This is a genomic window from Corynebacterium gottingense, from assembly GCF_002285125.1.
GTDB classification, from domain to species: Bacteria; Actinomycetota; Actinomycetes; order Mycobacteriales; family Mycobacteriaceae; genus Corynebacterium; species Corynebacterium gottingense.
On record NZ_NSGN01000005.1, the window covers coordinates 79,104 to 104,585 of the forward strand.

Annotated in this window: 23 protein-coding genes, 1 tRNA gene and 1 riboswitch; of the genes, 11 read left to right on the top strand and 13 right to left on the bottom strand. The window is 66.4% G+C overall.

The annotated features are described in order from the left end of the window. Window position 1 precedes the first annotated feature (1 nt). Complete coding sequence (trmB, locus tag CKJ82_RS06330; protein ID WP_095537467.1) at window positions 2-781, bottom strand: tRNA (guanosine(46)-N7)-methyltransferase TrmB; 780 nt, start codon at window positions 779-781, stop codon at window positions 2-4. Window positions 782-1,164: 383 nt separating this feature from the next. Between trmB and CKJ82_RS06335 the strand changes: the two genes are divergently transcribed. After that, entirely contained in the window at window positions 1,165-2,991 is a 1,827-nt protein-coding gene (locus tag CKJ82_RS06335) for a phosphoenolpyruvate carboxykinase (GTP) (RefSeq protein ID WP_095537468.1), read from the top strand. A gap of 43 nt (window positions 2,992-3,034) precedes the next feature. Here the strand turns inward: CKJ82_RS06335 and CKJ82_RS06340 are convergent, their stop codons facing one another. Next, window positions 3,035-3,214 carry a response regulator transcription factor gene (locus CKJ82_RS06340; protein WP_165765396.1) on the bottom strand — a complete coding sequence of 60 codons (180 nt, stop codon included), beginning with the start codon at window positions 3,212-3,214 and terminating at the stop codon, window positions 3,035-3,037. 745 nt (window positions 3,215-3,959) lie between these two features. Between CKJ82_RS06340 and CKJ82_RS11630 the strand changes: the two genes are divergently transcribed. Beyond that, complete coding sequence (locus CKJ82_RS11630) at window positions 3,960-4,430, top strand: hypothetical protein (protein WP_133064028.1); 471 nt, start codon at window positions 3,960-3,962, stop codon at window positions 4,428-4,430. 634 nt (window positions 4,431-5,064) lie between these two features. Here the strand turns inward: CKJ82_RS11630 and CKJ82_RS06345 are convergent. Next, window positions 5,065-5,484 (bottom strand): hypothetical protein, encoded by a 420-nt coding sequence (locus tag CKJ82_RS06345; protein WP_095537470.1) that lies wholly within the window; start codon window positions 5,482-5,484, stop codon window positions 5,065-5,067. Between the two features lie 43 nt (window positions 5,485-5,527). Further along, on the bottom strand, window positions 5,528-6,277 hold the full coding sequence (locus CKJ82_RS06350) for a class I SAM-dependent methyltransferase (protein WP_095537471.1): 750 nt from the start codon (window positions 6,275-6,277) through the stop codon (window positions 5,528-5,530). A gap of 4 nt (window positions 6,278-6,281) precedes the next feature. On the opposite strand from CKJ82_RS06350, the gene CKJ82_RS06355 reads away from it, so the two are divergent. Next, complete coding sequence (locus tag CKJ82_RS06355; RefSeq protein WP_095537472.1) at window positions 6,282-7,358, top strand: glycosyltransferase family 4 protein; 1,077 nt, start codon at window positions 6,282-6,284, stop codon at window positions 7,356-7,358. On the opposite strand, the gene CKJ82_RS06360 is transcribed toward CKJ82_RS06355, so the two are convergent. Both CKJ82_RS06360 and CKJ82_RS06365 read right to left on the bottom strand, forming a co-directional pair. Beyond that, window positions 7,359-7,814, bottom strand: a complete 456-nt coding sequence (locus CKJ82_RS06360; protein ID WP_095537473.1) for a DIP1984 family protein — start codon at window positions 7,812-7,814, stop codon at window positions 7,359-7,361. A 390-nt stretch (window positions 7,815-8,204) separates the two neighbouring features. Then, window positions 8,205-8,450, bottom strand: a complete 246-nt coding sequence (locus CKJ82_RS06365) for a three-helix bundle dimerization domain-containing protein (protein WP_095275703.1) — start codon at window positions 8,448-8,450, stop codon at window positions 8,205-8,207. Window positions 8,451-8,700: 250 nt separating this feature from the next. Here CKJ82_RS06365 and CKJ82_RS06370 point away from each other — a divergent pair, with 250 nt between their 5' ends. Next, window positions 8,701-9,180 (top strand): hypothetical protein, encoded by a 480-nt coding sequence (locus tag CKJ82_RS06370; RefSeq protein WP_133064029.1) that lies wholly within the window; start codon window positions 8,701-8,703, stop codon window positions 9,178-9,180. Here CKJ82_RS06370 and CKJ82_RS06375 read toward each other — a convergent pair. Both CKJ82_RS06375 and CKJ82_RS06380 read right to left on the bottom strand, forming a co-directional pair. Further along, entirely contained in the window at window positions 9,105-10,544 is a 1,440-nt protein-coding gene (locus tag CKJ82_RS06375) for an MmpA family trehalose lipid delivery protein (RefSeq protein ID WP_205691390.1), read from the bottom strand. The two genes, CKJ82_RS06370 and CKJ82_RS06375, sit on opposite strands and share 76 nt — an antisense overlap. Continuing rightward, window positions 10,528-11,253 carry a porin PorA family protein gene (locus CKJ82_RS06380; protein WP_095537475.1) on the bottom strand — a complete coding sequence of 242 codons (726 nt, stop codon included), beginning with the start codon at window positions 11,251-11,253 and terminating at the stop codon, window positions 10,528-10,530. Before CKJ82_RS06380 ends, CKJ82_RS06375 begins: the two co-directional genes overlap by 17 nt. A gap of 36 nt (window positions 11,254-11,289) precedes the next feature. Between CKJ82_RS06380 and CKJ82_RS06385 the strand changes: the two genes are divergently transcribed. Beyond that, window positions 11,290-12,330 carry an acyltransferase family protein gene (locus CKJ82_RS06385; protein ID WP_095537476.1) on the top strand — a complete coding sequence of 347 codons (1,041 nt, stop codon included), beginning with the start codon at window positions 11,290-11,292 and terminating at the stop codon, window positions 12,328-12,330. On the opposite strand, the gene CKJ82_RS12100 is transcribed toward CKJ82_RS06385, so the two are convergent. Together CKJ82_RS12100 and CKJ82_RS06395 are read right to left on the bottom strand one after the other, a co-directional pair. Next, on the bottom strand, window positions 12,263-15,256 hold the full coding sequence (locus CKJ82_RS12100; RefSeq protein ID WP_095537477.1) for an alpha-(1->3)-arabinofuranosyltransferase domain-containing protein: 2,994 nt from the start codon (window positions 15,254-15,256) through the stop codon (window positions 12,263-12,265). The genes CKJ82_RS06385 and CKJ82_RS12100 overlap by 68 nt on opposite strands. A gap of 3 nt (window positions 15,257-15,259) precedes the next feature. Beyond that, window positions 15,260-15,469 (bottom strand): DUF2613 family protein, encoded by a 210-nt coding sequence (locus tag CKJ82_RS06395; protein WP_095537540.1) that lies wholly within the window; start codon window positions 15,467-15,469, stop codon window positions 15,260-15,262. 71 nt (window positions 15,470-15,540) lie between these two features. Here CKJ82_RS06395 and CKJ82_RS06400 point away from each other — a divergent pair, with 71 nt between their 5' ends. Together CKJ82_RS06400 and CKJ82_RS06405 are read left to right on the top strand one after the other, a co-directional pair. Then, the gene (locus CKJ82_RS06400) at window positions 15,541-16,749 is read left to right on the top strand and encodes a glycoside hydrolase family 3 N-terminal domain-containing protein (protein ID WP_095537541.1); all 1,209 of its coding nucleotides are present in this window, start codon (window positions 15,541-15,543) and stop codon (window positions 16,747-16,749) included. 67 nt (window positions 16,750-16,816) lie between these two features. Further along, entirely contained in the window at window positions 16,817-18,520 is a 1,704-nt protein-coding gene (locus CKJ82_RS06405) for a VanW family protein (protein ID WP_240510713.1), read from the top strand. 7 nt (window positions 18,521-18,527) lie between these two features. Here CKJ82_RS06405 and CKJ82_RS06410 read toward each other — a convergent pair whose 3' ends face one another. Next, on the bottom strand, window positions 18,528-19,355 hold the full coding sequence (locus tag CKJ82_RS06410) for an esterase/lipase family protein (RefSeq protein ID WP_240510714.1): 828 nt from the start codon (window positions 19,353-19,355) through the stop codon (window positions 18,528-18,530). A 115-nt stretch (window positions 19,356-19,470) separates the two neighbouring features. After that, window positions 19,471-19,582, top strand: a riboswitch (SAM riboswitch). Between the two features lie 16 nt (window positions 19,583-19,598). Between CKJ82_RS06410 and CKJ82_RS06415 the strand changes: the two genes are divergently transcribed. Continuing rightward, on the top strand, window positions 19,599-20,144 hold the full coding sequence (locus CKJ82_RS06415) for a hypothetical protein (RefSeq protein ID WP_095537478.1): 546 nt from the start codon (window positions 19,599-19,601) through the stop codon (window positions 20,142-20,144). 219 nt (window positions 20,145-20,363) lie between these two features. Here the strand turns inward: CKJ82_RS06415 and CKJ82_RS06420 are convergent. Continuing rightward, window positions 20,364-20,437 (bottom strand) — tRNA-Gly (locus tag CKJ82_RS06420). A 90-nt stretch (window positions 20,438-20,527) separates the two neighbouring features. On the opposite strand from CKJ82_RS06420, the gene dcd reads away from it, so the two are divergent. Beyond that, on the top strand, window positions 20,528-21,091 hold the full coding sequence (gene dcd, locus CKJ82_RS06425; RefSeq protein ID WP_095537479.1) for a dCTP deaminase: 564 nt from the start codon (window positions 20,528-20,530) through the stop codon (window positions 21,089-21,091). Between the two features lie 34 nt (window positions 21,092-21,125). On the opposite strand, the gene CKJ82_RS06430 is transcribed toward dcd, so the two are convergent. Further along, window positions 21,126-22,331, bottom strand: a complete 1,206-nt coding sequence (locus CKJ82_RS06430; protein WP_095537480.1) for a Fic family protein — start codon at window positions 22,329-22,331, stop codon at window positions 21,126-21,128. A gap of 201 nt (window positions 22,332-22,532) precedes the next feature. Here CKJ82_RS06430 and CKJ82_RS06435 point away from each other — a divergent pair, with 201 nt between their 5' ends. After that, the gene (locus CKJ82_RS06435; RefSeq protein ID WP_095537481.1) at window positions 22,533-23,852 is read left to right on the top strand and encodes a UDP-glucose dehydrogenase family protein; all 1,320 of its coding nucleotides are present in this window, start codon (window positions 22,533-22,535) and stop codon (window positions 23,850-23,852) included. A 32-nt stretch (window positions 23,853-23,884) separates the two neighbouring features. Then, the gene (locus CKJ82_RS06440) at window positions 23,885-25,420 is read left to right on the top strand and encodes an FMN-binding glutamate synthase family protein (protein WP_095537482.1); all 1,536 of its coding nucleotides are present in this window, start codon (window positions 23,885-23,887) and stop codon (window positions 25,418-25,420) included. Window positions 25,421-25,482 lie beyond the last annotated feature (62 nt).

The following is a 25,482-nucleotide window of genomic DNA, read 5'->3' on the forward strand; positions in this document are numbered from 1 at the left end:
GTTACTTCCTCTCCCAGAGGTACTCGCGGATCACGTGGTCCTTGTTCAGGCCCTTACCCTCAAACTTAGTAATCACCTGGCGGTCCGTCAGCAGCGGGGCGTCCGGCCACGGCCAGCCCTTGTACTCCAGCAGCGGCTCCACATCCACCAGCTCGTCGATCCACTCGGCGTAGTCCGCGTGGTCGGTGGCCACGTGCAGCACCCCGCCGGGCTTGAGGCGGGTGGCGATGAGGTTGAGTGTGCCCGATTGGATGATGCGCCGCTTGTGGTGGCGCGCCTTGGGCCACGGGTCTGGGAAGAACACGCGCACGCCGTCGAGCGAGGCTTCCGGGAACATGCGCGCCAGCACCTCCACGCCGTCGCCGCGCACCATGCGGACGTTCTCAATCCCGCCGCGCACGACCGCGCCGAGCAGCTTGGCCAAGCCGGGTTTGTACAGCTCCACCGCGATCACGTTGGTGTCCGCCTCGAGCGGCGCCATCGCGGCGGTGGAGGTGCCGGTGCCGGAGCCAATCTCCACAATCGTGGGGTGGCCCGCGCGCCCGAACCACTCGTCCACGTCGATGTGCCCGTCCGTCTCGTTCGTGAGCACGCGGCCGAGGCGCGGCCAGTGCTCGTTGAACAGGGCCTCCTGGTTGTCGGTGAGCGTGCCGCGGCGGAAGGTCACCGAGCCGAGCCGCGGGTAGTCCAGCCCGGTGCCAAAGTCAGTTTGCAGCGGGCGCCCGGCGGGCAGCTCGCCAGTCCCCTCGCGGGGAGTTTGGGAAAAATCAGCGTTATTCATTGTGTTTATTGTCCACATGACGTGCAGTGACGCAAGTTTGTGAGGAGCTTTCGCGCGCTTATCGACGCCCCCCTTGCCACCCCATTCCAGGGGGAGGCGCTACGCAGGTCGGGCAACGGTGTCCGTTTGACCCCCGCGCGGTCCCCCGTTTGCCCAGTAAGCTGCGCAGTTCCGGGTTTGTTTTACGGCGGTCGTATACCCCCAAAAGGGGATGCGTCGGCCGCAAATTCGCACGCGAATGTATGGTTTGCGTCACTCCATGGTGTAGCGTTCTACCTGGGAAAACGTGGATTTTATCCGGCGCGCCCGCGATTCAGATACGCTGGAAATCCCGAGGATATGTGCGGGGACGCAAAGCGGACGTGAACTATGAAGGAGAGCACATGACCACTGCAGTGAACCGCCTGGAGGGCCCGGCCCCAACCGACAACGAAGCACTTATTGCCTGGGTAAACGAGTCGGTCGAGCTGTTCCAGCCCGACAAAGTGGTCTTCGCCGACGGCTCCCAGGAGGAGTGGGACCGCCTGGCCGCAGAGCTGGTAGAGAAGGGCACCCTGCTCAAGCTGAACGAGGAGAAGCGCCCGAACTCCTTCCTGGCTCGCTCCAACCCCTCCGACGTTGCCCGCGTGGAGTCCCGCACCTTTATCTCTACTGAGGAAGAGGAGGGCGCCGGCCCGACCAACAACTGGATGAAGCCGGCCGCGTTGAAGGAGGAAATGCTCGAGCACTTCTCCGGTTCCATGAAGGGTCGCACCATGTACGTGGTGCCCTTCTGCATGGGCCCGATTAGTGATCCGGATCCGAAGCTCGGCGTCCAGCTCACCGACTCCGCCTACGTGGTCATATCCATGCGCATCATGACCCGCATGGGCCAGGAGGCCCTGGACAAGATTGAGGGCGACAAGTTCGTCCACTGCCTCCACTCCGTCGGCGCTCCGCTCGAGCCGGGCCAAGAGGACGTTGCATGGCCGTGCAACGACACCAAGTACATCTCCCAGTTCCCTGAGACCAAGGAGATCTGGTCCTACGGTTCCGGCTACGGCGGCAACGCCATCCTGGCCAAGAAGTGCTACGCGCTGCGTATCGCCTCCGTCATGGCGCGTGAAGAGGGCTGGATGGCCGAGCACATGCTCATTCTCAAGCTCACCAGCCCGGAGGGCAAGAACTACCACGTCGCTGCGGCGTTCCCGTCGGCGTGCGGTAAGACCAACCTGGCCATGCTTACCCCGACGCTGGAGGGCTGGACCTCCGAGGTCGTGGGCGACGACATTGCGTGGCTGCACCTCAAGGAGGACGGCCTGTATGCCGTGAACCCGGAGAACGGTTTCTTCGGCGTTGCGCCGGGCACGAACTACACGTCCAACCCGAACGCGATGCGTTCCATGGAGCCGGGCAACACCCTGTTCACCAACGTTGCGCTCACTGATGATGGCGACGTGTGGTGGGAGGACATGGACGGCGAACCGCCGGCCCACCTCATCGACTGGCGCGGCAACGACTGGACCCCGGACTCCGCCGAGAAGGCGGCGCACCCGAACTCCCGCTACTGCGTACCGATCAAGCAGTGCCCGACCGCTGCGCCGGAGTTCGACGACTGGCGTGGTGTGAAGCTGGACGCAATCCTGTTCGGTGGCCGTCGCCCGGACACCGTCCCGCTGGTCACCCAGGCGCTGAGCTGGGAGCACGGTACCCTCATCGGCGCGATGCTCTCCTCCGGCCAGACCGCTGCCTCTGCGGAAGCAAAGGTGGGTTCCCTGCGCCACGACCCGATGGCGATGCTGCCGTTTATCGGCTACAACGTGGGTGACTACTTCCAGAACTGGCTGGACATGGGCGAGCGCGGTGGCGACCGTCTGCCGTCCATCTTCTTGGTCAACTGGTTCCGCCGCGGCGAGGACGGTCGCTTCCTGTGGCCGGGCTTTGGCGAGAACTCCCGGGTGCTCAAGTGGGTCGTGGAGCGCATCGAGGGCAAGGTCGGGGCCGAGGAGACCCCGGTTGGCCACACCGCACGGGTGGAGGACCTGGACCTGACCGGCCTGGACACCCCGGCCGAGGATGTCAAGGAGGCGCTCTACCCGGATCCGGAGCTGTGGGCTCACGACGTGGCGGACGGCCGCGATTACCTCGAGGGCCTCGGCTCCCGCGTACCGCAGGAACTGTTCGACCAGCTCGACCAGCTTGCTGAGCGCGTGAAGGCAGCGCGCAGCTAGCCCTCGCGCATGAGGAAAGGCCCGCCGATTGGCGGGCCTTTTGTTATGCGAATTTTGCGGCAAGTGTCGCTAGCTCTGCTCTGTTCTGCATTCCGTATTCCCGGAGGAGAGCAGAGACCTTCTTCTTGATGGTGATTTCTGCGTAGTTGAGGCGCTGTGCAATCTGCCAATTGGTATAACCCTTGCTAATCATCAGGACGATCGCACGCTCCTCTTCAGACATATCTATATCCTTCAGGTGTTGCTTAGCATCCTGTGTGACCTGTGGGCGCAACATGCGCAGCATTCGTTCAGAGCTTTGCATTGCGATGGCCACGTTGCCGTGAGCTGCGGCGCGGACAGCCCTCAGGCGCTACCAGATACTCACCACACCGCTACCATTTCAGTCTTCTGAACACCACGACCTCAACCTCGCCGCCCGCTACTGCGACGAACTCCTGGTCATGAAAGCCGGCCGCGTAATCACGCACGGCGAACCCCTCGACGTGCTCACCCCCGAACTCCTCCAAGACGTCTACGGCATCGAAGCCCGCGTCCTTTACGACCCAGTCTCAGGCGCGCCCGTAATCTGCCCTGCGTAGGGAAGGTAGTGGTTTGATCCGTCTTGGTGTGGAACTGTTCTGGGTAGGCATTCAACGAGAGTCACCGCAGGTGGGGTGCATATGTATTTTCGATGTCAGTCCCAAAGGTAAACTATGTCACATATCACAATATTGAAAAAGAGTAACGCTCGTGATGGTGTCGTTATAATGTGTTTATCTCATACGAACGCAGCCTTCATCCCTACCCAAGGAGCTGTCATGTATCTCAACTCCCATATCAGAAAGATCTTCAACCGGGCTACAGTCCTGGCATCATCGGCTTGTCTGGCCATGGCTGTGGCGCCAGTGGCAGTCCATGCTCAGGAATCATTCATCGGAGAAGAAGCTGATTCAACGGCAAGTCGGCCAGTGAAGTAAGGAGCGAATATGTCTGGCATATTATCTAAATTCGGCATAAACGTGGGGCTGAACGCACAAAATGTACATTTGATCGGCGCTATTTTAGCGGTGTTGGCGGTGGTGGGTAGTGCGGTAGGAATAGTCTCAGCCACCCCTGTCGGCGACGAACTCAGCAGCGCAATGGGGATCGTCCACAAAACGCGGCAACAACCCTCCGACGTGGAGGCGCGCAACGATCTCAAAAATGAGCGTCAAGTCAAATGGTCGGGCTACCAAGTAATCAGCCCCACACAAATACGCGTGTTCTTCCCCGCCGGAACCGAAACTTGCTACGGATACCGTGCAGAGACATCGGAAACCGCAACATCAGTAAAAGTTCGGGTGTACGAAGGGAATATTCCAGGATCGCCTGACGAGTGCATCCTGATCAGTTCCACTTCCTCCATGAAGGTGACGTTGCAGTCGCCACTAGGGGCCCGCTTGCTCCAGAACTGGTAGATCACACGCTTGTTGCGTGAGAGTTTTCCAGCGTAATTTGATCCGTGTCCTCATGGGCACGGGTCAAATTACGTGTGGAGCCCAATGAATTTCAGATTCACCTTGCGTACCCCACGCCGTCGTTGACCTGTGTGGTCGGGCGGTTTTGTTCCGGTCGAGGTGTTTAAAGCGTGCGATGCTGGTCGCCGGAAATCGGCGGGGTCGGTTGAAAATGCGCGACCTGCATCGCTCGCTTTTAAGCGCACGCTTTAAACGGTTTTGAGGCGTGATGGTAGGCCGGGCGCACACCAAATTCCTGCATGAGGTTTGCGCGACCTGGGGTTTTGCTAACCCGCTCGCCGAAAACCTGGAATCTGGTGCGAAGAGGCGGTGGTCTTGGGAACTTTCTTCGTAGACAGCGGTCGCGACCTAGGGAAACGCCATGTCGGTCGACCGGAACCGGCCGAAGCCCCAAAATGGTTCCCGGGCGGGGGCAGCCAAACCGGGTAGACGGTGTTTGCGGTCTAAGGGGCGACTGAGAGGAAAGCGTATGCAATCGTGACGTGTCGCCGCGTCGTGTTAGCCGATCCCGCAAATTCGGAAGTGAAGTGGGACTGCGGTTCCACGATACTCCTTGTACGTCTCTTGATCGCCACTATTGAACAACGATTTTGACAACTTGCGGTGCGTCGAAGTTTTCGACGGTTGCTTTGCCCTCCAAGCGACGTTTGCCGGAAGACAAGGCCGCCACGCTCGGGCACGACGCGGTGATGCGCTCCTCACCGGGCTGAAGTTCCCAGTAGTACAGGGAATCCTCGTCGGTATAGTGCACCTTTTCTTGGCGCAGCCCGCCGATCGCGCACACCCCGGCGGACGCGCCGTCGGCGGTAACGACTTGGATCACGGACTTCTTGCCCTGAGGTGCGGCCGTTGGGGCAGCAGATGGCATGGTGCCGAGGACTGCCCCCACAATCAGCGCGACGGCTGTGACTGCGGCGACGGCGATTGCCCCGGCCGCTTGCGGATCGAGGGGAAGGCCCTTGAGGGCGCGCTGGAGCTGGGCGGGGAGTTGCATGAGGTCCTACCTTTCATCGGATTTTCGTGAGTGTGAGGATAGTTTAGCCCCGCAAGACGAGCACCAGGTTCGTTACCGCAAACTCACGCAGGACGGGCACGCGCGTGAGCCACCAGGCCCAATGCGGGTGGTAGCGCGGGAAGGCGGTGAGCAAGCGGCCGGTTGATTCCGCCCACTTGAGCCCTTCGCGGGCCGAGACCGCGAACAGGGAGGTGCCCCACACGTTCTTGGGCGGTTTTCCGTGAGTGCGCTCGTAGCGTCGGCGTGCGAACTCGCCGCCAACGTAGTGCTCCCACAACCCAGTCTCGTGGCCGCCGAAGGGGCCTAGCCACACGGTGTAAGACAGTACGACCAGCCCGCCGGGTTTGACCACGCGCAGCATTTCCTCGCCCATGGCGCGCCAGTTGGGGATGTGTTCGGCCACGTTGGAGGAGTACACGAGGTCGAATGAGCCGTCGGCAAAGGGCAGGTGCGCCCCGTCGCCGCGCACCGCGCCGTAGCCCGATAACCCTGCGGCGGAAAGCTCGGAGACGTCGGGTTCCATGCCGATGTAGAAAGTGTCCGAAAAAGCATCGGCGAAGTAGCCGGGGCCGCCGCCGACGTCCAACACAGCACGGCCGGTGAGGCCGGCTGGGCTGGGGGACGTGGTGTCCTGCCACAGGGCGTCGAGAAGCGAGCGGGTGTCGCGCGCCAAGCCGGAGTAGAACACGGCGGGGCGGAACTGCTCGTAGGCAAACGAGCGCAGAAGGCGCAGCGAACGCGCCAGGGTGGCGAGGCGGCGGGTACGGTACATAGCAATGAAGATACTGCTGATGTGCTGGCGCGACTCCACCCACCCGCAGGGTGGCGGCAGCGAACGCTACCTGGAACGCGTTGGCGAGTACCTCGCGGCGCAGGGCCACGAGGTCATTTTCCGCACCTCGAGCCACACCGATGCGCCGCGGCGCAGCACTCGTGGCGGCATCCGCTTCGAGCGCGCCGGCGGTAAGTACGGCGTGTACGCGCTGGCGCCGCTGTCGATCTGGCGCAACCGGCCGGACGTGATCGTGGATACGCAAAACGGGATCCCATTTTTCGCGCGCATGTTCACGCGCCGCCCGGTCGTGCTGCTCACGCACCACTGCCACAAGGATCAGTGGCCGGTGGCGGGCCCCGTCATCGGGCGGCTGGGTTGGTTTTTGGAGTCCAAGGTGGCGCCGCGGGTGTACCGGGGTGCGCGGTACGTGACGGTGAGCGAGGCGTCGAAAAGCGATCTGGTGGCGCTCGGCGTGCGCGATCGCGACATTGCGATTGTGGAAAACGGCGTGGATCCGATCCCGGACGAGCTGCCCGTGGTGCCCGACGACGGCAAGGTGCACGTGGTCACCTTGTCGCGGCTCGTGCCGCACAAGCGCATCGAGCACGCGATCGACGCGGTGGCTGGGCACGAGGACGTGGTGCTGGACATCCTCGGTTCCGGTTGGTGGGAGGATAAACTGCGCGAGTACGCGGCGGGGCGGGCGGAGATCCGCTTCCACGGGCATGTCAACGACGCGTATAAGCACGCGATCCTCTCGCGCGCGGCGCTGCACCTCATGCCGAGCGCGAAGGAAGGGTGGGGTATCGCAGTCATTGAGGCCGCGCAGCACGGCGTGCCGACGGTCGGCTACCGCGGCGCCGGCGGCGTCAACGACTCCATCATCGACGGCGAAACCGGCCAGCTCGTCGATACAAAGGCCGAGTTTGTGCAGGCAGTGGAGCAGTTGCTTGTCGACGCCCCACTGCGCCGCCGCCTCGGCGCCGCCGCCCAGGCGCGGGCGGAAAAGTACTCGTGGGCGGCAACGGGAGAGAAGTTCGCCGCGGTGCTGCGCAGCGTGGTTGGCGCCAAGCGCTAGTTACCGCAGCTCAGTGGCCCAGTTCAGCTGCTGGATCTTCGTATCCAGTTGGCGGTACTCCTTGGCAGCGCCGTCGGACATCTTGCGCAGTGCGGCCGCATCCACGGTGGGCACGTAGCGCACCTCGGAACGCGAGTAGCGGTCGATCCGCGCCGTCGCCGAGTCCGCGACCGCGGAGTAGAAGCGGCCCGCGCGGACCAGCGCGTCGCGGCGCGCGATTGCGTCGGTCAGCGTGGCGTCGCCCTCGAAAGGCGTGACCGAGTTGGTGTGGTTGATGCGGCGCACCAACACCTCAATCTGTTCCAGCACGTGCGCTGCCTCTTTGAGCAGCTCGGCTGGGTCCTCGGCGGGCTCGTCGCCCTCCTGCACGCGCGCCTGCTCAACCAGGCGGGAGCGCAGCTCGTCTAGGCGGTGCTGCGCCTCGGCGCGTTGTGCGAGTGCCTCTGCAAGCAACATGGTGGCCCCTTTCCTTTTTGCGTATGCGTCCCCGTATCCCAACCCTCACGGGTCCCGGGTGTGGCGGGAGTGCGTCTTCCAACACTGCGGTAATACTCAGTTATCTGTGCGTTCCCTGGTGGGGAGTGCTCGTGTGCTCGATGCAGGCCGCGTCACAATGCAAGGGGTGGCCGTGCGGCAAAGGGCCTGATCAGAGTCTCCAGCCTTACCCGGGCTGGCGCGGGTGAGTGTTCGCTAAGACGCACGCCGCGGCCCGGGGTTCCCGCTACCGACAGCATGTAGCAGGACAGTATAGCAAAAACCGCAGCCCCCGGCCCGCGTTGTGCGGGGAGGGGGCTGCGGTTGTGCTGTGCTTGCGGCTCGCGTACGCGACGCCTGTGTCTGCGACGTTTACGCAGCAGTGGCGGGCCACAAGTTGCCGGAGCGCAGGCGCGCGCTCATCTCAGCCTCGACCAGGACCGGGATGAAGTGGTCTAAGGTCGCGCTGTCGCGGTGCGCCTTGAGAATGGAATCGAAGGCCAAGCCGATCTCTTCGGCGTCGAAGCGGTCGGACCACTCGGCGATAAGGTCTTCGCGGATGTTGCGCAGTGCGCGCTCGCGGATAATAGAAAAGTCGATGTTGTTGATGTCCTTCATGAGGGTCTCCTTTGCTGTGTCTTGGGGTAGTTCCCCCGGACTACCGGGTACGTAACCTTTTGTTCATCTGCGGTTAACTTTAGTGGCGTGGGTTTAATCATGCAAGGATTTCAATGATTGGGTCTGCTCATTTATTGGAGTGGGCCAACTAAAAACGGAATATACGCTGGTAAGCGGGTTTGCCTACGAAATTTCAGTGATCCATATATGCGTGAATATAAATAAGTGTGAACACTGTTACGCTTGTGACATGACCAACCTGGAACGAGACCGCAGGGTAAACGGCGTCCCTTTGGCCATCCTGATTGTGGCCACGGTGATGGTGGTGCCCCTCGTAGGTGGATTCCGCTCCGATCCGTTCAGCTGGATTCTCCTGGCATGCTTCGCCGCCTACGCCTTCTTTTACTCGCGCATCACGCTGCACGTCTGCGTTGACGACCGTGGAGGTAACTCCGCCCTGCAGCTGCGCCTTGCAGGCCGAGAAACCGCGATCCCGCTGGATCGGATCACCGGCGTCGAAGAGGCAGGCCCGCAACCGAGCGTGTGGTCTTGGATGTTCTCCCCACCGCACTTAAGCGGCCCACGGAAGGTCGACGGCGCTGAGTGCTACTCCGTCGGTGGCCCGACAGTACGCATCAACACCGCAGACGGCGACTACGCCGTTTCCGTGCCCGACCCCGAGACCTTCGCCGCCGAGCTGCGCGAGCGCCTCCCCGCAGATACCGCGTAGCCTAACGACGCGACGTAACCCGCGAAAAGCGCAATCCCCACCGGCGGCAGCCCGCGCGCGGGTGCGCCGGTCTCCAGCACCCGCCCGTCCGGGTACACCACCAGCCCCACCCCGAGCTCACACAGCCGCGCCACATCGACCGGCTCCTCCGACACAGCCTCGCGCGCCGCGACCCACCGTGGCGATGGGGGATCGATGAGGGTGGCGTCGACAAGCAAAGCCCCGGACTCCACGACATTCATACACTTCGGCGCCGCATCGACGGTCGGCTCGCCACGCACGAGCGTCAGCGGCGCACGCTCAGCGAAATACACATCGCGGCCCGCGGCCTCCACCGCCGGGCACTCGACAGCGGCGGGGCGCAGCTTTGCGACGCTCACCGCACCGTCCGGCACCTGCAACAGCGCACACGCCAACGCGGCCGCGGCGCGACGCGGGGTCAGCGCCCCCGCCGCCGCGACGAACGCCGGAATAGCCAGGATGAGCCACTTCTGCGCGTCGCGGAGCAAACCGCCACCGGGTACGTGCGTGACCACGGGGTTGGTCAGGCCCGCCCAGGACGCGAGCGCGATAGCGAAACCCGCGGCCGCCAACGCCAGCCAGCGGCGCGGAACCGCACGCCACCCCAGCCCGAGCAGCACGAACAGCGGAATACCGAACAGGGCAAAGCCGACCTCGCGCGAAGCCGGGACCGCCGCCCCGTTCCAAATGCCGCCCAGCCCCATGAGCGCGCCAAGCGTGCCCACGTACTGTTCCGCGCGCGGCGCGAACGCCGCAGCACTCTCGGGGGTCGCGGTCCCGCCGCCGGTAGCGAGCGCACCCGCCACCACCCACGGCGCACACGCCAGCACCGCGACGACCACGCCCGCCCGGTCGCGCACGAAGCAGGCGGCAGCGATCGCCCCAGTGGGAGTGAACGAGGCCACCCACTGCGCCACCGGACCCGCCCTTCCACCCAGCGCGACCAGGGGAATGAGCCACGCGGCGACGGCGAGCGACCACTGGCCCTGCAGCAGACGCTCGATGACCAGCGGGTTCCACACCGCCACCGTCATCGCCGCCGCCTTACCCAGCGGGTGGGTGCCCAGTCGGTGGCCGGCAAAGGCCGCGGCGGCGGCCGCGCCGATGACGAGCACGCGTACGAGCAGGACCGGGAACGGGACGAGGCCCAGCAGCGCGTCCTGTGGCACGTTGCGGGCGGGCAGGTCGCCGAAGCCGAGCGAGGCGCGGGTGAGCGCCATGTCGGGCAGCACCATCATGTCGCGGAGCGCAAACGCCTCACCGGGCAGGAAAAACGGCCAGGTCAGGCCCAGCACCAGCAGGGTGCCGTAGGCGGGCAGCAGATACTTAGCGGCGGCGCGCAAGGAGCACCAACGCCCACACGATTGCAATTGCGGCGACGAACCGGGTCAGCAGCGCCATGATCTGCAGCGCGCGCAGCCACGTCGTTTCGCTGCGGGCGCGGTCCACCGCCGCGGACTTGGAGGCGTCATTGAGCGCCCAGACGCCGGAGGGGAGGGACCAGGTTTCGTCGACAAGCGTGCCCGTGCGCCGCTCCGCATTGACCGTGCGCTGGGTGCCATCGGGCAGCGTGGCGCGGTACTGGTACGTGTCCAGGCCGCCGACGGAGCCCGGGCCGAGGTAGTCCAGCGGGACCGTGGCCTGCGCGCCGGGGTCAAAGTAGGGGTACGAGCGGCGCTCCGGGCGGTACGGCAGGTAGGCGCCGAGGCCCTGGCGGTCCTTCTCCGGGAAGGCGGTGGTGCGGTTGATCTGGAAGGAATCAGTAAACGCGTTCGGGCCCGTCTGCTCGGTGGAGAGCGTGTAGATGTCCTTGTCCTTGCCCGTTGTGGGGTCAGTGGCCGTGGACTTCTCCAACGTCGTCGTGCGGGTGAAGTGCTCGCCGTCGGGGCCGTCAAAGGTCATCGCGTACGTGCCGGTGGGCATGGTGCGCTGGTGTGCGATGACGATCGGCGATGCAATGTTGAACGCTAGCGCGCCGACGGCGATGCCCGCCGCCCACGCAAGTTTGCGCTTCTTTACAATGTCCACATCGAAAAGCTCACCGAAAACCACACTCGAAACTCTAACCTACTGCCGGAACTCGAGGGCCTGCGCGCCGTCGCCGCCCTCGGGATCCTGACCACGCACGTTGCCTTCCAAACCGCGAACCACTCGCCACTGCTCGCGCGCTTCGACTACTTCGTCGCCGTGTTTTACGCCCTGTCCGCGTTCGTCCTCGCCCGGCGCGGGCCGCGGCCCGGGTACCTCGCGCGCCGAGCGGCGCGCATCGCGCCCGCGTACGTGGTGTGCGTGGTGGTGGCCCTGCTCGCGTTGCCCGCCTTAAGCGGGGTGGGCGTGGGCCAGGCGGTCGCGAACCTGCTCATGCTGCAGATCTACGTGCCCGATGGGCTGATCGCGGGGCTGACCCAGATGTGGTCGCTGTGTGTGGAGGTAGCGTTTTACCTGGTCCTGCCGCTGTACCTGGCGCGCGGCGGGCGGGCGCGCAGGAGGGTGCTCGCCGCGGCGGTGGTGGCGGGGCTGGCCTGGCCGTGGCTCATCCAGCCGCTCTCCAACCCGGAGGTGGTCAACCTGCAGATCTGGCCGCCGTCGTACGCGCCCTGGTTCGCGGTGGGGCTTGTCTGCGCGGAACTGGAGCGCGCCGGCGTGCGCTATCGCGGCCCGCGCTGGCCGTTCCCGCTGCTGGCCATGCCGGTGGCGTGGTTCGCCGGGGTCGTCGGACCGGAGGGGCTGATCCACCCCACGCCGGTCGAGTTCAACGTGCGCGTCCTGCTCGGCGCGCTCTTCGCCGCCCTGTTCGTCGCGCCCTACGCGCTCGGGCCGAGGGAGGGTGGGACGCTGCTGTCTACGCGGCCCGCGATGTTGGCCGGGCGCTGGTCATACTCCGTGTTCCTGTGGCACATGGCGGTGCTGGACCTGGTGTTTCCGGTGCTCGGGGTGCCCGTCTTCGGCGGACACTTCTGGCTGGTCCTGGGGGTGACGGCGGCCGCGAGCCTGGCCGTGGGCTACGTCTCCTACGAGCTCGTGGAGGTGCCCGGCGCGCGGGTGGTGCGCGCGGCGCTGGCTACTCGTCGCGGTCCGGCCACGCCAGGCACGCCACCGCGAAGCACCCCACAACCGGCAGGAGCGTAGCGCCCGCATAGCTTGCCGACGGCCACGAGGCCCTCGCCAGCACCAGCCCGGCGACCACCAGCGCGCCACCGGATAGCCACGCGGACGGCAGTACGGTGAAGCGCCGGATAGCCCACGCAGAGACCGCGGCGACGAGCCCCGCGACCGGGCCGGCGGCGACGACGGCGACGGTGGCGAGCAGCGGCGCGGCGCGGTCGACGCGGGGCAGCTCCGGCGGATCGGCCATGCCGCCGTCGCCCCGCCTGCGCACCACTGCCACCAGGCACGCCAGCGCGACGAGGGCGCTGAACGCGCCGCCGAGCAGGAGGGAGTACCGGTAGGTCGCCTCGCCGGCGAAGTACATGCGGAACTCGCCGGAGGCTCCGGCGGGGACGGTGAAGGCCTGGGTCGCGGCGTCGATAAGCGTGGGCTCGAGCGCGTGACCGCCGACGGTGGCGCGCAGGCCGGAGTTGAACGCGCGGGTGGTGATGATGGTGCGCGCGTGGTCGGCGGGGGCGAGCGTGTCGGGGAGCGGGGACCAATTGGGTGTCGGCGCCTCGCCGCGGGTGAGCGCGACGGCGTCGCGGCGGGTGAACAGGTCGTGGGGGCCCGCGGGCAGGTGGACGGGGCCGGCGGGGTAGCGGGTGCCGTCGATGGTGGCGGGCGCGTCGAGGTGCCACGTGGCGTCGACGGCGGTGGTGAAGCGGCGCTGGATCATCTGCGTCTCGGGGAAGTGGCGCTGGAAGAAGTAGGTGTCGGCAGTGCCGGGGACCTCCACGGTGCGGGACACGCCCGCGTCTACCTCCGCGATGCCGGCGCGCTCGGTGAGCCCGATGCGCGTGGTGCCAGGCGCGCGGATCGTGCGCGGCTCGCCCGCGACGAGGGTGACGCGGCGCTGCGCCCCGCCCGTGAGCTCCACGGTGGTGGTGCGCGTTGCGGTGAGCGTGAGCGACTCCGCCACCGGCGGCACCTCGATCCACGGGTGGCGGTCGCCCGGCGCGGGCCACCACGCGGTCTCCGGGGCGCCGTCGAAGGCGCTGGTCAGCGACGCCCCGGCGACCGCCCCGCCGAACGCGTTCGCGTCCGCGGCGGAGGAGGAGGCGCGCACCTGCCCGCCGTCCTCGGCGACACCGACGCGCGTGCCGGCCGACGGGTAGTCGGGCAGCCGGTTGCCCACGTTGCCGCCCTCGCCCTGCGCCAGTGGCGCGGACTGCGCGCCGCGGAGCGTACCGTAGTTGCGCTCGGCCAGCGCCGGGGTGTCCGTGACCACGTTCGCATGCCTATCGACGAGCCGCGCCGGGAAGTACCCCCACCGCGCCCACAGCAGCGGGAGGACCTCGCCGCCGCCGTCGACGGTGACCGGTTCCGCGTCTGTGATCATGGCGTCGCGCTGGGGCTCGAGGAGGTAGATGTCGACGCCCGTGTCGTCTCCCTCGTCCCGGAAGCTCACGGTGGGCTCGCCGAGGTTGCGCGCCGCGTAGGCGGGGTCTACCGGCGGGGCGGTGGTGGCGGGCGGGCCGGTCTCCAGGTCGTGGCGCACTACCACCGCGCCGACGCCGATGGCGCGCAGCGCCTCCGGGTCCACCGCGCGCACCTGGCCGTCGAGGCCCCGGATGGCTTCCGGGTCGGCGAGGGGGACGGCGTCGCGGAACGCGAAGCGGGTGCTGGTCAGCGCCTGGATCGGCTCGTCGCGAGTCCAGCCCCAGGTCTGGCGGGCGAACGAGGCCGACGGCACGACCAGCGTGCGGGTGCCCGCGGCGTGCTCCTCCAGCCACTCGCCGGCGGCGACCCACTCGGGCGAAATCTCCGTCCACGTGCCGTCGGGGAGCAGGCGCAGCGACCACGCCGGCGCCACCGCGACCGCGGCGGTGAGGACCACGCCGACGGCGCGGGGGCGGTTGATCCGGGCGAGGAGGTGGCCCACGCCGATGGCCAGGGGGAGGCGGACGAGTGGGTCGAATTTGTGCAGGTTGCGGAAGGGGGCGAGGGGGCCGTCGAGAAGCGGGGCCCAGAAATGCGCGGAGCAGAAGAGGGCGAACCCGAGGCAGAGCATGACCACCCACGTGCTGCGCCACGGGACGTTGCGGCGCGCGAGGCCGACGAGGCCGAAGCCGGCCACGAACGCGGTGGCCAGGACGAAGACGGGCTCGCCGACGACGAGGAAGCCGGCGGTGCGCTCGGCGTCCACGAACGGCGCCCAGCTGGTGGCGCCGCGCAGGACCTCCACGGGGTTGAGCCAGGCGGTGGTGACGGAGGCGGACTCGATGAACTCCGTAAACGGCGGCGAGTAGCGGCCGAGCACCAGCAGCGGCCCGATCCACCACGCGGACACCGCCGCCGCGCCGAGGGCGAACCAGGCGGCGCGGGCGTATTCGCGGCGGCACAACAGCCAGATGAGCGCGGGCACGCAGGCGGCGATGGTGGCCGTAGCGTTGACCGCGCCCATCGCCGCGACCGCGAGCACCGCGCCGACGACGCGCGGGCGGGCCCGGGCGAGCGGGATAAGCGTCCACGGCACGAGCGCCACCGGCCACGCCTCCGAGGAGATCGCGGTGAGCGTGGTAAGGATGCGCGGCGACAGCGCGTAGAGCAGCGCCGCCGTGACCTGCGGGACGCGGCCGCGCACCCCGGTGCGGCGCGCCAGGATCAGTGCGCCCGAGTACGCCAGGCACACAAGGAGGGTCCACCAGGCGCGTTGCGCCACCCACTCCGGCACCCCGGCGAAGTGCGTGAGCAGGAAGAACGGGCCCTGCGGGAAGAGGTAGCCGTAGGCCTGGTTCTGCACCTGGCCCAGGGGGAACTCGTCGGTGTAGGCGTGCGTGGCGCGGGCGAGGAAGCGCGCCGGGTCGACGGAGAGGTCCAGCTTGGTGTCGGCGGCGACCCGGCCGGGCGGCTGCAGCAGGACGGTGAGTGCCAGCAGCACCCAGCCGCCAATGTGTGCGCGCAACGGCTACTCCCGAGAGCCGTACTCCGGCCCGCCCAGCACGGCATCGTCCGCAGCCACGGCCCCGCCCTCGGGCACGGTGCTCTGCCCGGAGACGGAGGCGACGCCCAGCACGCCAACCACCCCGAGCACGGCGCCGACGACCGCGGAGGCGATCACCGGGTTGGCGGCACGGCGCGGCAACGATGCAGGCAGGCGCAGAACTTGGTGGGACATGCGCATGAGCCTACCAGCACGACTACACTGGTACCGTTTCTTCCAACTCAAAGGGGGCGCGCGTGTCCAAGATGCTGCAGCGGAACCGGGCGGTCGCCGTGTGCGTCGGCGGCGTGCTCGCCGTGGCGCTGCTCGTCGCCGCCCTCACCGCGCGCCCCGAGCACGACGACACGGCCCCGCAAGAACCCACACAGACTGCACAGTCAGAACAGTCAGAGGAGCCCGCCGCGGTCGTCCCGCCCGCCCCGCAGCCGGCCCCGAGCGCGCCGCAAAGCCCGGCGCAGCAGCGCGTCCCTGCGGACTTGCGCGCGCGGGTGGCGTCGCTGATGGTGGTCGGCGTGACCAACGAGGCGCAGGCCCGCGCCGCGCTCGACCAGGGCGTCGGTGGCTTGATCATCCCGAGCTGGGCCGACCCCGCGCTGCTTACCGCGCAGGGCCACAACATCGAGGCGCTGCGCGCGCAGTACCACCACCCGTTTTCCGTAGCCATCGACTTCGAGGGCGGCCGCGTCCAGCGTCACACCGACGTGATGGGCAGCTTCATGGCCCCGCGCGAGCTGGCCGCCCGCCCGCCCGAGGTCATTCGGGGCACCGGCTACGACATCGGCCGTTCCCTGCGCGGGCGCGGCGTCAACGTGGATTACGCCCCGCTCCTGGACCTTGATGTCTCCGGCCTGGACATCGTCGGCGACCGCGCGTTCAGCGGCCACCCGGACGAGGTCGTGCGCGTGGGCACGCTGTTTGCGCAGGGGCTTATCGACGCCAACGTCACCCCCACCTTCAAACACTTCCCCGGCCACGGCCGCGCTTCCGGCGACACGCATCACCAGCTCGCCGTGACGCCGCCGCTGGACCAGGTGCGCGAGCTGGACATGCGCCCGTTCGGCCCGCTTTTGCAGCGCTTCCCGCGCTCGAGCGTGATGATGGGCCACATGATCGTCCCCGGCATGGGGCCGGAGGGCGTGCCCAGCTCCCTGAACCCGGAGGCGTACCGCATCCTGCGCGACGGCGACTACCCGGGCGGCGTCCCGTTCGAGGGCGTCGTGGTCACCGACGACCTCTCCGGCATGCGCGGCATCCTGGACTACGCACCGACGCCGGAGGCGGTCAAGCGCGCGATCGCGGCGGGCGCGGACCAGGCGCTTTGGTCCTCGGGCGCGGACGTGCCGCAGGTGATCGACGGGGTCGTCGCCGCCGTGCAGTCGGGCGAGCTGCCCGAGGCGCGCGTGAACGAAGCCGCGGCGCGCGCCCAGCAGCAGCTGATCAACACCGGCCTGTAAGTCAGCGGCCAGCCACGCATGCGAATTCGTTGCTACATCTACTACCCCATCTACTACCCTGTGACAGGTGACTACTTCCCACAGGCAAACTTCGTCGCACCGCCGCGCCGGGTCGTCCGGTAAGGCGGGCAAGATCGCGCTCGGCGCCGTCCTTGGCCTGCTCGCCGTCGTCCTGGCCGTATACCTGGCGGACCTGGCGCTCAACCGCGGCAACGTCCCCCGCGGCACCACGGTCGGCGGCGTGGCCATCGGCGGCATGTCGCCGGACGAGGCGCGCGAGCACCTGCAGGGAGAGCTTGGCGACGTCGCCGAGCAACCAATCCAGGTCTCGGCGGCAGACAAGCGCGCCCAGCTCGTGCCGGCGGCGGCGGGGCTGGGGATCGACTGGCAGGCGACTGTCGACGCGGCGGGGATCCAGTCCGCGAACCCGATCCCGCGGCTGACGGGCCTGTTTACGCAGCACGAGGTGGACGTGCAGGGGAGCGTCGATAAGCACAAGCTCGACCCAGAACTGGCACGGGTGAAGGACGAGCTGTACGTGGCGCCGGTAGACGGCGCGATCCACGTCGACGGCGGCAAGGCGAATGTGACCGACCCGAAGCTGGGGCAAGAGGTGAACCCGGCCGACCTGGAGGCTGCGGTGACGGACGGCTGGCTCGACCCGGAGGGCGTGGACGTGGAGCCGCAACCCGTGGAGCCCGCGATCAATGATGCGGCGATCACGCAGGCGATGGACGGCCCGATCAAGGCCGCGCTGGGCGGGCCGCTGACCGTCAACGGCCGCGACGGCGTGACGGCGACCATCCCGCAGGAGCGGATGGGCGAGGTCGTGCAGTTCAACAACGTGGAGGGGCGCATCCAGCCCGACGTGCACCGCGACGTGGCGTGCGCGATCCTTGGTGAGGCGCTCGACGGGACGCAGACCGAGATGCGCAACGCGCGCGTGCTCGAGGGCGGCGGGATCGAGCCCTCGCAGGACGGCACCGAGGTGGACTGGGACGCGACCTTCGACGGATTCGAGGACCGCCTCCTTGGCCACGGCGAGCGCACTTGGGACGCCGCGTACCGCCCGGTCGAGGCCGACTTCACCACCGAAGACGCGCAGAACGCCACGTTCAACGAGGAGGTCGGGTCCTTCACCACCGGCGGCTTCTCGGGGCCGTCCGGCACCAATATTGCGCTGGTGGCGCAGACCGTCAACGGTGCGATTGTGAACCCGGGCGAGACCTTCTCGCTCAACGGCTACACCGGGCCGCGCGGCACGGCCCAGGGCTACGTGGAGTCCGGCATCATCCTCAACGGCCACTCCGACATGGCCGTGGGCGGAGGCATCTCCCAGTTCGCGACAACGCTCTACAACGCCGCGTACTTCGCGGGCATGACTGACATCGCGCACACGCCGCACTCCTACTACATCTCCCGCTACCCGGCGGGCCGCGAGGCCACCGTCTACGAGGGCGCGATCGACCTGCAGTTCCGCAACGACTCGAACCACCCCGTGCGCATCCAGACCGGTGTGAGCGGCGGCGAGCTCACCGTGAGCCTCATGGGAGTGAAGACGGTGCGCGTCGAGTCCGCCAACGGCGGGCGCTGGGCGCAGACCCAGCCGAACACGATGAACCTTTCGGGCGCGACGTGCAGCCCCTCCAGCGGCTCGCCCGGGTTCACCACCTCGGACACCCGGAGCATTTACGACCTCTCCGGCAACCTCATCGACCAGGAGACCCAGACCACGGTCTACGACCCCGAGCCGATTGTGAAGTGCGGCTAGGTCCCGTTTATGCCCACGGGATGGGCGGCGGGGTGTGCTCCCCGCGCTCGCGGGTGAGGCCCCACAGCGTGAGCTCGGTGAAGACCGGGTCGCGTTCCATCAGCGCGTGCCGCGGGGCGTAGCCGTCATAAGCGTCGGCGACGTTGATGTTCACCACGTCCGCCCCGTCGACGGCGGCCAGCATGGACGTCGCATTGGGCGTGACCAGCACGTCCGCGGGCGAGTACAGCGACGTGTACACGATGCCCGGCACCGTATCGGGCACGTTGAGACGCGTACGCACCCACGGCGAGTCCGCGAGCTGCTGGATCACGCCTGGCGACGCCAACGCCGACGCCGCCCGCGGGTGCCGCGTAATGAACGGGGTGAAGCGGGGAGCGCGGCCGCGCACGTCGGTGCCGTGGAAGTTCGCGCCCATGGCGACCACGCGCCGCACCTTCGGCGCGCCCCCGTTGGCGATGAACAGCTTGGTCATGAGCCCACCCTGTGAGTGCGCCACGATGTCCACCCGCTCCGCGTCAGTCTGCTTCAGCACGTGGTCCACGTTTGCGTGCACGTCCTCGATGATGCTGTCCAGATTGCCCATGCCGTAGAAGCCGGGGGCGAGCATGTCGCCGTAGTCGGCGCCCCACACCCAGAAGCCCTCGTCGCGCAGGCGCTCCGCGTTGGGGCGAAACGCCCGGGCGCGGCTGGTTACGCCGTGGATGTACATGACCGGGGTGGTGTACGAGGGCGAGAAGTCCGGGTCGTTGAAGGGCAGCGGTGGTCGGTTGCGCGCGGCGTTGGCCGCGCCGAGTGCGGCCGAGCCGGCGACGATCATGGTGGCGAGCTTCATGCGTATCCAGCATATGTGGTTGCGCGCTTCCTTGACCGGGAGTTTTCGCTCCGATATTCTGGTCGACGGATCAAGAAGTCCGACGCGCTCTTTCTAGTGACTGCTGTTGCAGTGTGATTTGAGCAAGGCCTCCCGGCCCGTCGGCTGGCAACCGCGCAGATCGCGCACGGTGCCCCCGGGAGAAGATCTGTCGGCGTTTGCAACACCGCGCGCCGAAAGTGCGACCTTCCAAGGAGAGCCCTCATGGCTTTGACGTCGTGGCTTCCCGCCACTTTGGACAACATCAACCAGACCGTACTGACCTTTTCCGCTGGTGGTGAGCTGCACGTCCGCGTGTTTGGCACCCAGCTCGCGGCCTTCGACGTGGTTCAGCGGGTGGGTACGAACTTTGAGTACTCGCCGGAGCGCAACCGTCTGCGCGCGGCCGCTGCGGAGGGAGGCGTCCCCGGCGAGGAGGTCCCGCTGCCGCCCGCCCGCGATTACGCAGCGGTGGATCACACCCACTGCAGGCTCGTGGCGGATGGCCACCGCCCGCACTGGATCCCGGTCACCCGCGCCGCGAACTCACGCGACGGCGAGGCCGGCGGGTGGACACGGGTGGAGATCCTGCAGGTCGAGGGCACGCGCGTGACGTTTGCTACCGACGACGGCGTGGTCCAGGGCTGGTTCCACAACCCCAACGTGCTGGCCACCGGGTGGCGCTACCACCCGAAGTGGCGGGTGTTGGAGGCCGCATCGGGCGAGGTCGCCGTGCTCGCCGCCCAGCCGATCGGGGCGTGCTGGGCGTAGGCGGACGGAGCTCCGGCGGTTAGGTGCCTCCTTCTGAGTCCCTACATGACGAGGACAGGATGACGAGGGTGCGACAAAAATTCCGCGACTTCGTCACCCTGCCCTCGTCAAACAGGCCAAACCCCCAACCCCGCCCCGAGCCAGACACACCGCACACAAAAACCGCACACAAAAAAGCCCGCCTCCCGGTACGAAGCGGGGAAGCGGGCCTCATCAAATTGGAGCCGGCGACGAGAATCGAACTCGCACTCTCAGCTTGGGAAGCTGATGTTCTACCACTAAACTACGCCGGCATTCTGCCGCGCCGAATCAGCGCGACAATGGCAACACTTTAGCACCGTCCCCCGCTGAAACGGAAAACGAGCCTGCCGTATGCTTGTGGCGTGCTTCTTTCAGACCATGACATCCGCGACGCTATCGACTCCGGCAAGCTCGGCATCGACCCCTACGATGCTGCCCTGGTGCAGCCGAGCTCGATCGACGTGCGCATGGACAAGTTCTTCCGCGTCTTCAACAACTCGAAGTACACGCACATCGACCCGAAGCTGGAGATGCCCGACCTCACCACGGCCGTGGAGGTCCCCGAGGGCGAGGCGTTCGTCCTCCACCCCGGCGAGTTCGTCCTCGCGTCCACGCTCGAGTGTTTCACGCTGCCTGCGGACCTGGCCGGCCGCCTGGAAGGCAAGAGCTCGCTCGGACGCCTCGGCCTGCTCACGCACTCCACCGCGGGCTTCATCGACCCGGGCTTTTCCGGCCACATCACCCTCGAGCTGTCCAACGTTGCCAACCTGCCCATCACGCTCTGGCCGGGCATGAAGGTGGGCCAGCTCGCGATCTTCAACATGTCGTCGCCCGCCGAAGTCCCGTACGGCACGGGCGCGCTCGGTTCGAAGTACCAGGGGCAGCGTGGCCCCACTCCGTCGCGCGCGTACCTGAACTTCCAGTAGGGCTTTTCGCTTTTCGACGCCCACCGTGCAGGAGTTACATCAGATCCAGGTGCCTTCTGCCTAGTTCCGTCAGCTCAAGGGTGAGTGGGCGCTTTGATACTGAGTGCAGCAGTCCCTCAGATTCGAGTTTGTCTGCAACGGGGCGGAGGGTGTTCCAAGACCTTTCCATGGCGGCTGCTGCCTCCTTCAGTGGAATGGGGAGGTCTGGTCCAAAAAGCAGTGCTTGCGCCGCTAGGAATAGGAGACCGCGTTCATACTGATCACGCTTTAACGCCGATAGAGTGTCTTGCAAACTCCTCAGTTGGGCGTGTTTTTGGTCAAGAGATGATTCTAAGTCTTCTTGGGCATCGACCAGCATTTCGAGCATTGCCTTGAGAAAGAATGTCGCTTCTCCAAAGTTCATACTATTTTCTGCATCTATGAAGGCCGCGTAGTACTTCTTCCGTTGCAGCGAGAACTGATGAGACAGGGACATTGAAGTGGGTGGGGAGAGAATCTCGAGCGCCTTGAACGCAAGCAAAAATCGCCCCATGCGTCCGTTTCCGTCGTAGAACGGGTGAGTGTACTCGAATATGAAATGACCGATGAGCGCATTCACGAGGACATGCGTTTCACGGAACTGAGAGTCGAGGAAGGTTTGCATCCGCGTTTCAATGTCGTGTTCGCTGCGCGGGGCCCTGTGCACCTCTCTTACGCCGTCGTGGATTTCTACGGAGTCGGCTCGGAAGAGCTCGCCATCGGGTAGGTCGTCGCTGCTGATCTCCTTCGAGAGCAGTTTGTCGTACTCTGCGCGCAGTGCCTCCGACGAATCTGGAAAAGCCGGGCGTTCGTTGGGGTCCAACAGTGATTTGTAGAAGGCAACCATTTCCCGGAAACGCTTGTGGGGGCCGCTCTTAGGGCTGGTAAGGGCATCGACGATTTCCTTGCGCGTCGAGTAAACACCTTCGATTTGGTTCGTAGCTTTAATTTCTCCAATGAGAAGGCCGGTAAGGTAGTGACTACGTGCTACGCCGGGAAGCGTCACCCACTTGTGAGCTATTTGGAGCTCAGTGCGCCAAACTTGTTCGAGGAGCGACTGGATCTCACCGGTAAGCACCACGAACAGTTCGTGCTCACCAACCTGGAAGTTCCAATGGAGGGTTGCAGGGGATTTAAACCTGGATGTGTACTCCGCTTGAGCAGCACGGCGGCCGTCTGAAGACATGTGAAACAGCGTCTTCAGTGATTTGTAATCGCTCACTTCGGCCGTCCTTTGCGGTTCGTTTTTTGCAATTCTGCAAGCGTAGCAAAGATCTGCGTGGTCTATTTTTCAAAAACAGGGGTTTTTGCAAAATAGGATCGCGTCGTGCGCTGCTTCTTCGCAAATTTGAAAGAATAGCAGCCGCGTCCCGCGTCCCCCTCACCCTGCCCCGTCTCACAGGAACGGGCATAATAGGCAGTTATGCGGATGACAGTAATTGGCACCGGCTACCTCGGTGCAACCCACGCGGCATGCATGGCTGAGCTTGGCCATGAGGTGCTTGGCGTAGACGTAGACGAAGCAAAAATCGATCGACTCAAGGCAGGAAAGGTCCCGTTCTACGAGCCGGGCTTGCCCGAGGTCCTTGAGCGCAACATGGCGGCCGATCGCCTGGACTTCACCACCTCGTACGAGGAGGCAGCGGCGTTTGGCAACGTACACTTCATCGGCGTGGGCACCCCGCAGCAGCGTGGTTCCTACGCGGCGGATACCCGTTACGTCGAGGCCGTGATCGATTCGTTGGTGCCGCACCTGGAAGGCGAGCACGTCATCCTGGGGAAGTCGACGGTGCCGGTGGGCACGGCCGCGGAGCTGCAGGCCCGCGCCGATGCGCTGGCCGCGCCGGGCACGTCGGTGGAGATCGCGTGGAACCCGGAGTTCCTCCGCGAGGGCTACGCGGTGAAGGACACGATCGAGCCGGACCGCATCGTGCTGGGCGTTCGCCCGGAGCACTCCCAGGCGGAGGCTATCGCGCGCGAGGTCTACGCCACCCCGCTGTCCAAGGACACGCCGTTCATCGTCACCGACCTGCAGACCGCTGAGCTGGTGAAGGTGAGTGCCAACGCGTTCCTGGCCACCAAGATCTCCTTTATCAACGCGGTGAGCGAGGTCTGCGAGATCGTCGGCGCCGACGTCACCAAGCTCGCCGACGCCATCGGCTACGACGACCGCATCGGCCGCAAGTTCCTGGGCGCCGGCCTTGGCTTCGGCGGCGGCTGCCTGCCCAAGGACATCCGCGCGTTCATGGCGCGCGCCGGCGAGCTGGGCGCCGACCAGGCGCTCACGTTCCTGCGCGAGGTGGACGCGGTGAACATGCGTCGCCGCGAGCGCGTGGTGGACATGGCGCGCGAGGAGCTCGGCAGCCTGATCGGCCGCCGCATCACCGTCCTCGGCGCGGCGTTCAAGCCGAACTCTGACGACGTGCGCGATTCGCCCGCGCTCGCCGTCGCCGGCCAGCTCTCGCTCGCGGGCGCCGCGGTGCGCGTCTTCGACCCGGAGGCGATGGACAACGCCCGCCGCGTCTTCCCCACCCTCGACTACGCCGACACCCTCGATGACGCGCTGACCGGCGCTGAGCTGGTCATCCTCGCCACCGAGTGGAAGCAGTTCAAGGAGATGGATCCGGTCGCCTCGGCCAAGCTCGTGGAGCAGCGAGTGCTTATCGACGGCCGCAACGTCCTCCCCGTCCCCGCGTGGCAGCAGGCGGGCTGGACGATCCGGGCGTTGGGACGCAGCTTGTAGAACTCGCCACGAAACGGGGGCATGATGGAGGTATGCCTAATAAGAAGTCTCCACACCTTGTTCAGAGCGCCCTCGGTGCCGCTGCGGCGGCCCTCGGCGGGGTCGCCGTCCACGATCTGAAGCAACAAAAGTACCCGGTACTGCGGAACTATCCAGTGCTGGGGCACATGCGCTACCTGCTCACGGATATTGGCCCAGAGCTGCGCCAATACTTCATTGAGCGGGACTGGGACGGCCGACCCTTCAACCGGGACCAGCGCAACGCTATCTACGAGCGCGCAAAGGGTATCCAAAGTGAGACCGCTTTCGGCACGGTGCAAGACGCGCGCGAGCCGGGCCACGAGTACCTCGTGCACTCGGTCGCACCCGTCGCGCAGCCAGATGAGCCACCGCGCACGCTCATTGGGGGCAAGGACTGCGCGAAGCCCTATTCGATGTCGCTGCTCAACGTATCCGCGATGAGCTTCGGCTCGCTGTCGCGTAACGCGATCCGATCGCTGAACAAGGGCGCGGAACTCGGCGGGTTCGCCCACGATACTGGCGAGGGCGGGCTGAGCCCGTACCACATGGAAAATAACGGTGACCTGATCTGGGAGCTGGGCACCGGCTACTTCTGCGCACGCACTCCGGACGGCGACTTCGATCCCGCACAATTCCGAGAAAAGGCTGCGGATGACCAGGTCAAGATGGTGGAGCTCAAGCTGAGTCAGGGTGCGAAGCCAGGCATTGGCGGGGTGCTGCCGGCGGACAAGATCACCGAAGAAGTCTCGCAGATCCGTGGGGTTCCGCGTGGCCAGGATTGCATAAGCCCGGCCAGGCACCGCGTCTTTTCCACGCCGACGGAGCTGATCGAATTTATTGCGCAGATGCGCGAGCTGTCCGGCGGCAAACCCGCAGGCTTCAAGCTGTGCGTGGGCAGCCGTCGAGAAGTGCTCGCGATCTGCAAAGCGATGCGGGAGGTGGGCACTACCCCGGACTTTATCGTGGTCGACGGCTCCGAGGGCGGTACGGGTGCGGCACCCATCGACTTTGAGGACCACGTGGGCATGCCGCTTACCGACGGGCTGATGACGGTGCACAACGCGCTTGTCGGCACAGGCCTGCGCGACCAGGTCAAACTCGGCGCATCCGGCAAGGTCGCCGGCGGTGCGGATATTGTGATGCGCATGATTCAGGGTGCCGACTTTACCAACGCCGCTCGCGCCATGATGATGGCGCTTGGCTGCATCCAGGCGCAGCGCTGCCATACCGGCAAGTGCCCCTCGGGTGTGGCGACGCAGGATCCGCGCCGCACTCGTGCGGTCGTGGTGGAGGAGAAGTCGCGGGCCGTCTACAACTTCCAGAAGGCGACGGTGCAGCAGGCGGTGCGGCTCATGGCATCGATGGGTGTCAGCGACCCGGCCGAGCTGAACCCGGCGATGCTGCGTCGCAACGTCTCGCCGACCGAGGCCCGCTCGTATGCGGAGCTCTACGAGTGGCTCGCGCCCGGCCAGCTGCTCGACGACGCCCCGCAGGGCTGGGCCGAGGACTGGCAGGCGGCTTCGGCGGACACCTTCCGGCCGGTGTAGGGCCGCAACGCCCGAGGTAGGCGGGAGTTGCAAAATAGTTCCCGGGTTCGCCTTGAAACCGG

What these genes read in the sequence shown, in the direction of transcription:
- CKJ82_RS06360 (WP_095537473.1), bottom strand. Translation starts at nt 7,814, where the DNA reads ATGTTGCTTGCAGAGGCACTCGCACAACGCGCCGAGGCGCAGCACCGC.
- CKJ82_RS06365 (WP_095275703.1), bottom strand. Translation starts at nt 8,450, where the DNA reads ATGAAGGACATCAACAACATCGACTTTTCTATTATCCGCGAGCGCGCA.
- CKJ82_RS11630 (WP_133064028.1), top strand. Translation starts at nt 3,960, where the DNA reads ATGTCTGGCATATTATCTAAATTCGGCATAAACGTGGGGCTGAACGCA.
- CKJ82_RS06355 (WP_095537472.1), top strand. Translation starts at nt 6,282, where the DNA reads ATGAAGATACTGCTGATGTGCTGGCGCGACTCCACCCACCCGCAGGGT.
- CKJ82_RS06395 (WP_095537540.1), bottom strand. Translation starts at nt 15,469, where the DNA reads ATGTCCCACCAAGTTCTGCGCCTGCCTGCATCGTTGCCGCGCCGTGCC.
- CKJ82_RS06340 (WP_165765396.1), bottom strand. Translation starts at nt 3,214, where the DNA reads ATGTCTGAAGAGGAGCGTGCGATCGTCCTGATGATTAGCAAGGGTTAT.
- CKJ82_RS06345 (WP_095537470.1), bottom strand. Translation starts at nt 5,484, where the DNA reads ATGCAACTCCCCGCCCAGCTCCAGCGCGCCCTCAAGGGCCTTCCCCTC.
- CKJ82_RS06335 (WP_095537468.1), top strand. Translation starts at nt 1,165, where the DNA reads ATGACCACTGCAGTGAACCGCCTGGAGGGCCCGGCCCCAACCGACAAC.
- CKJ82_RS06410 (WP_240510714.1), bottom strand. Translation starts at nt 19,355, where the DNA reads ATGAAGCTCGCCACCATGATCGTCGCCGGCTCGGCCGCACTCGGCGCG.
- CKJ82_RS06370 (WP_133064029.1), top strand. Translation starts at nt 8,701, where the DNA reads ATGACCAACCTGGAACGAGACCGCAGGGTAAACGGCGTCCCTTTGGCC.
- CKJ82_RS06435 (WP_095537481.1), top strand. Translation starts at nt 22,533, where the DNA reads ATGCGGATGACAGTAATTGGCACCGGCTACCTCGGTGCAACCCACGCG.
- CKJ82_RS06400 (WP_095537541.1), top strand. Translation starts at nt 15,541, where the DNA reads ATGCTGCAGCGGAACCGGGCGGTCGCCGTGTGCGTCGGCGGCGTGCTC.
- trmB (WP_095537467.1), bottom strand. Translation starts at nt 781, where the DNA reads ATGAATAACGCTGATTTTTCCCAAACTCCCCGCGAGGGGACTGGCGAG.
- CKJ82_RS06415 (WP_095537478.1), top strand. Translation starts at nt 19,599, where the DNA reads ATGGCTTTGACGTCGTGGCTTCCCGCCACTTTGGACAACATCAACCAG.
- CKJ82_RS06440 (WP_095537482.1), top strand. Translation starts at nt 23,885, where the DNA reads ATGCCTAATAAGAAGTCTCCACACCTTGTTCAGAGCGCCCTCGGTGCC.
- CKJ82_RS06350 (WP_095537471.1), bottom strand. Translation starts at nt 6,277, where the DNA reads ATGTACCGTACCCGCCGCCTCGCCACCCTGGCGCGTTCGCTGCGCCTT.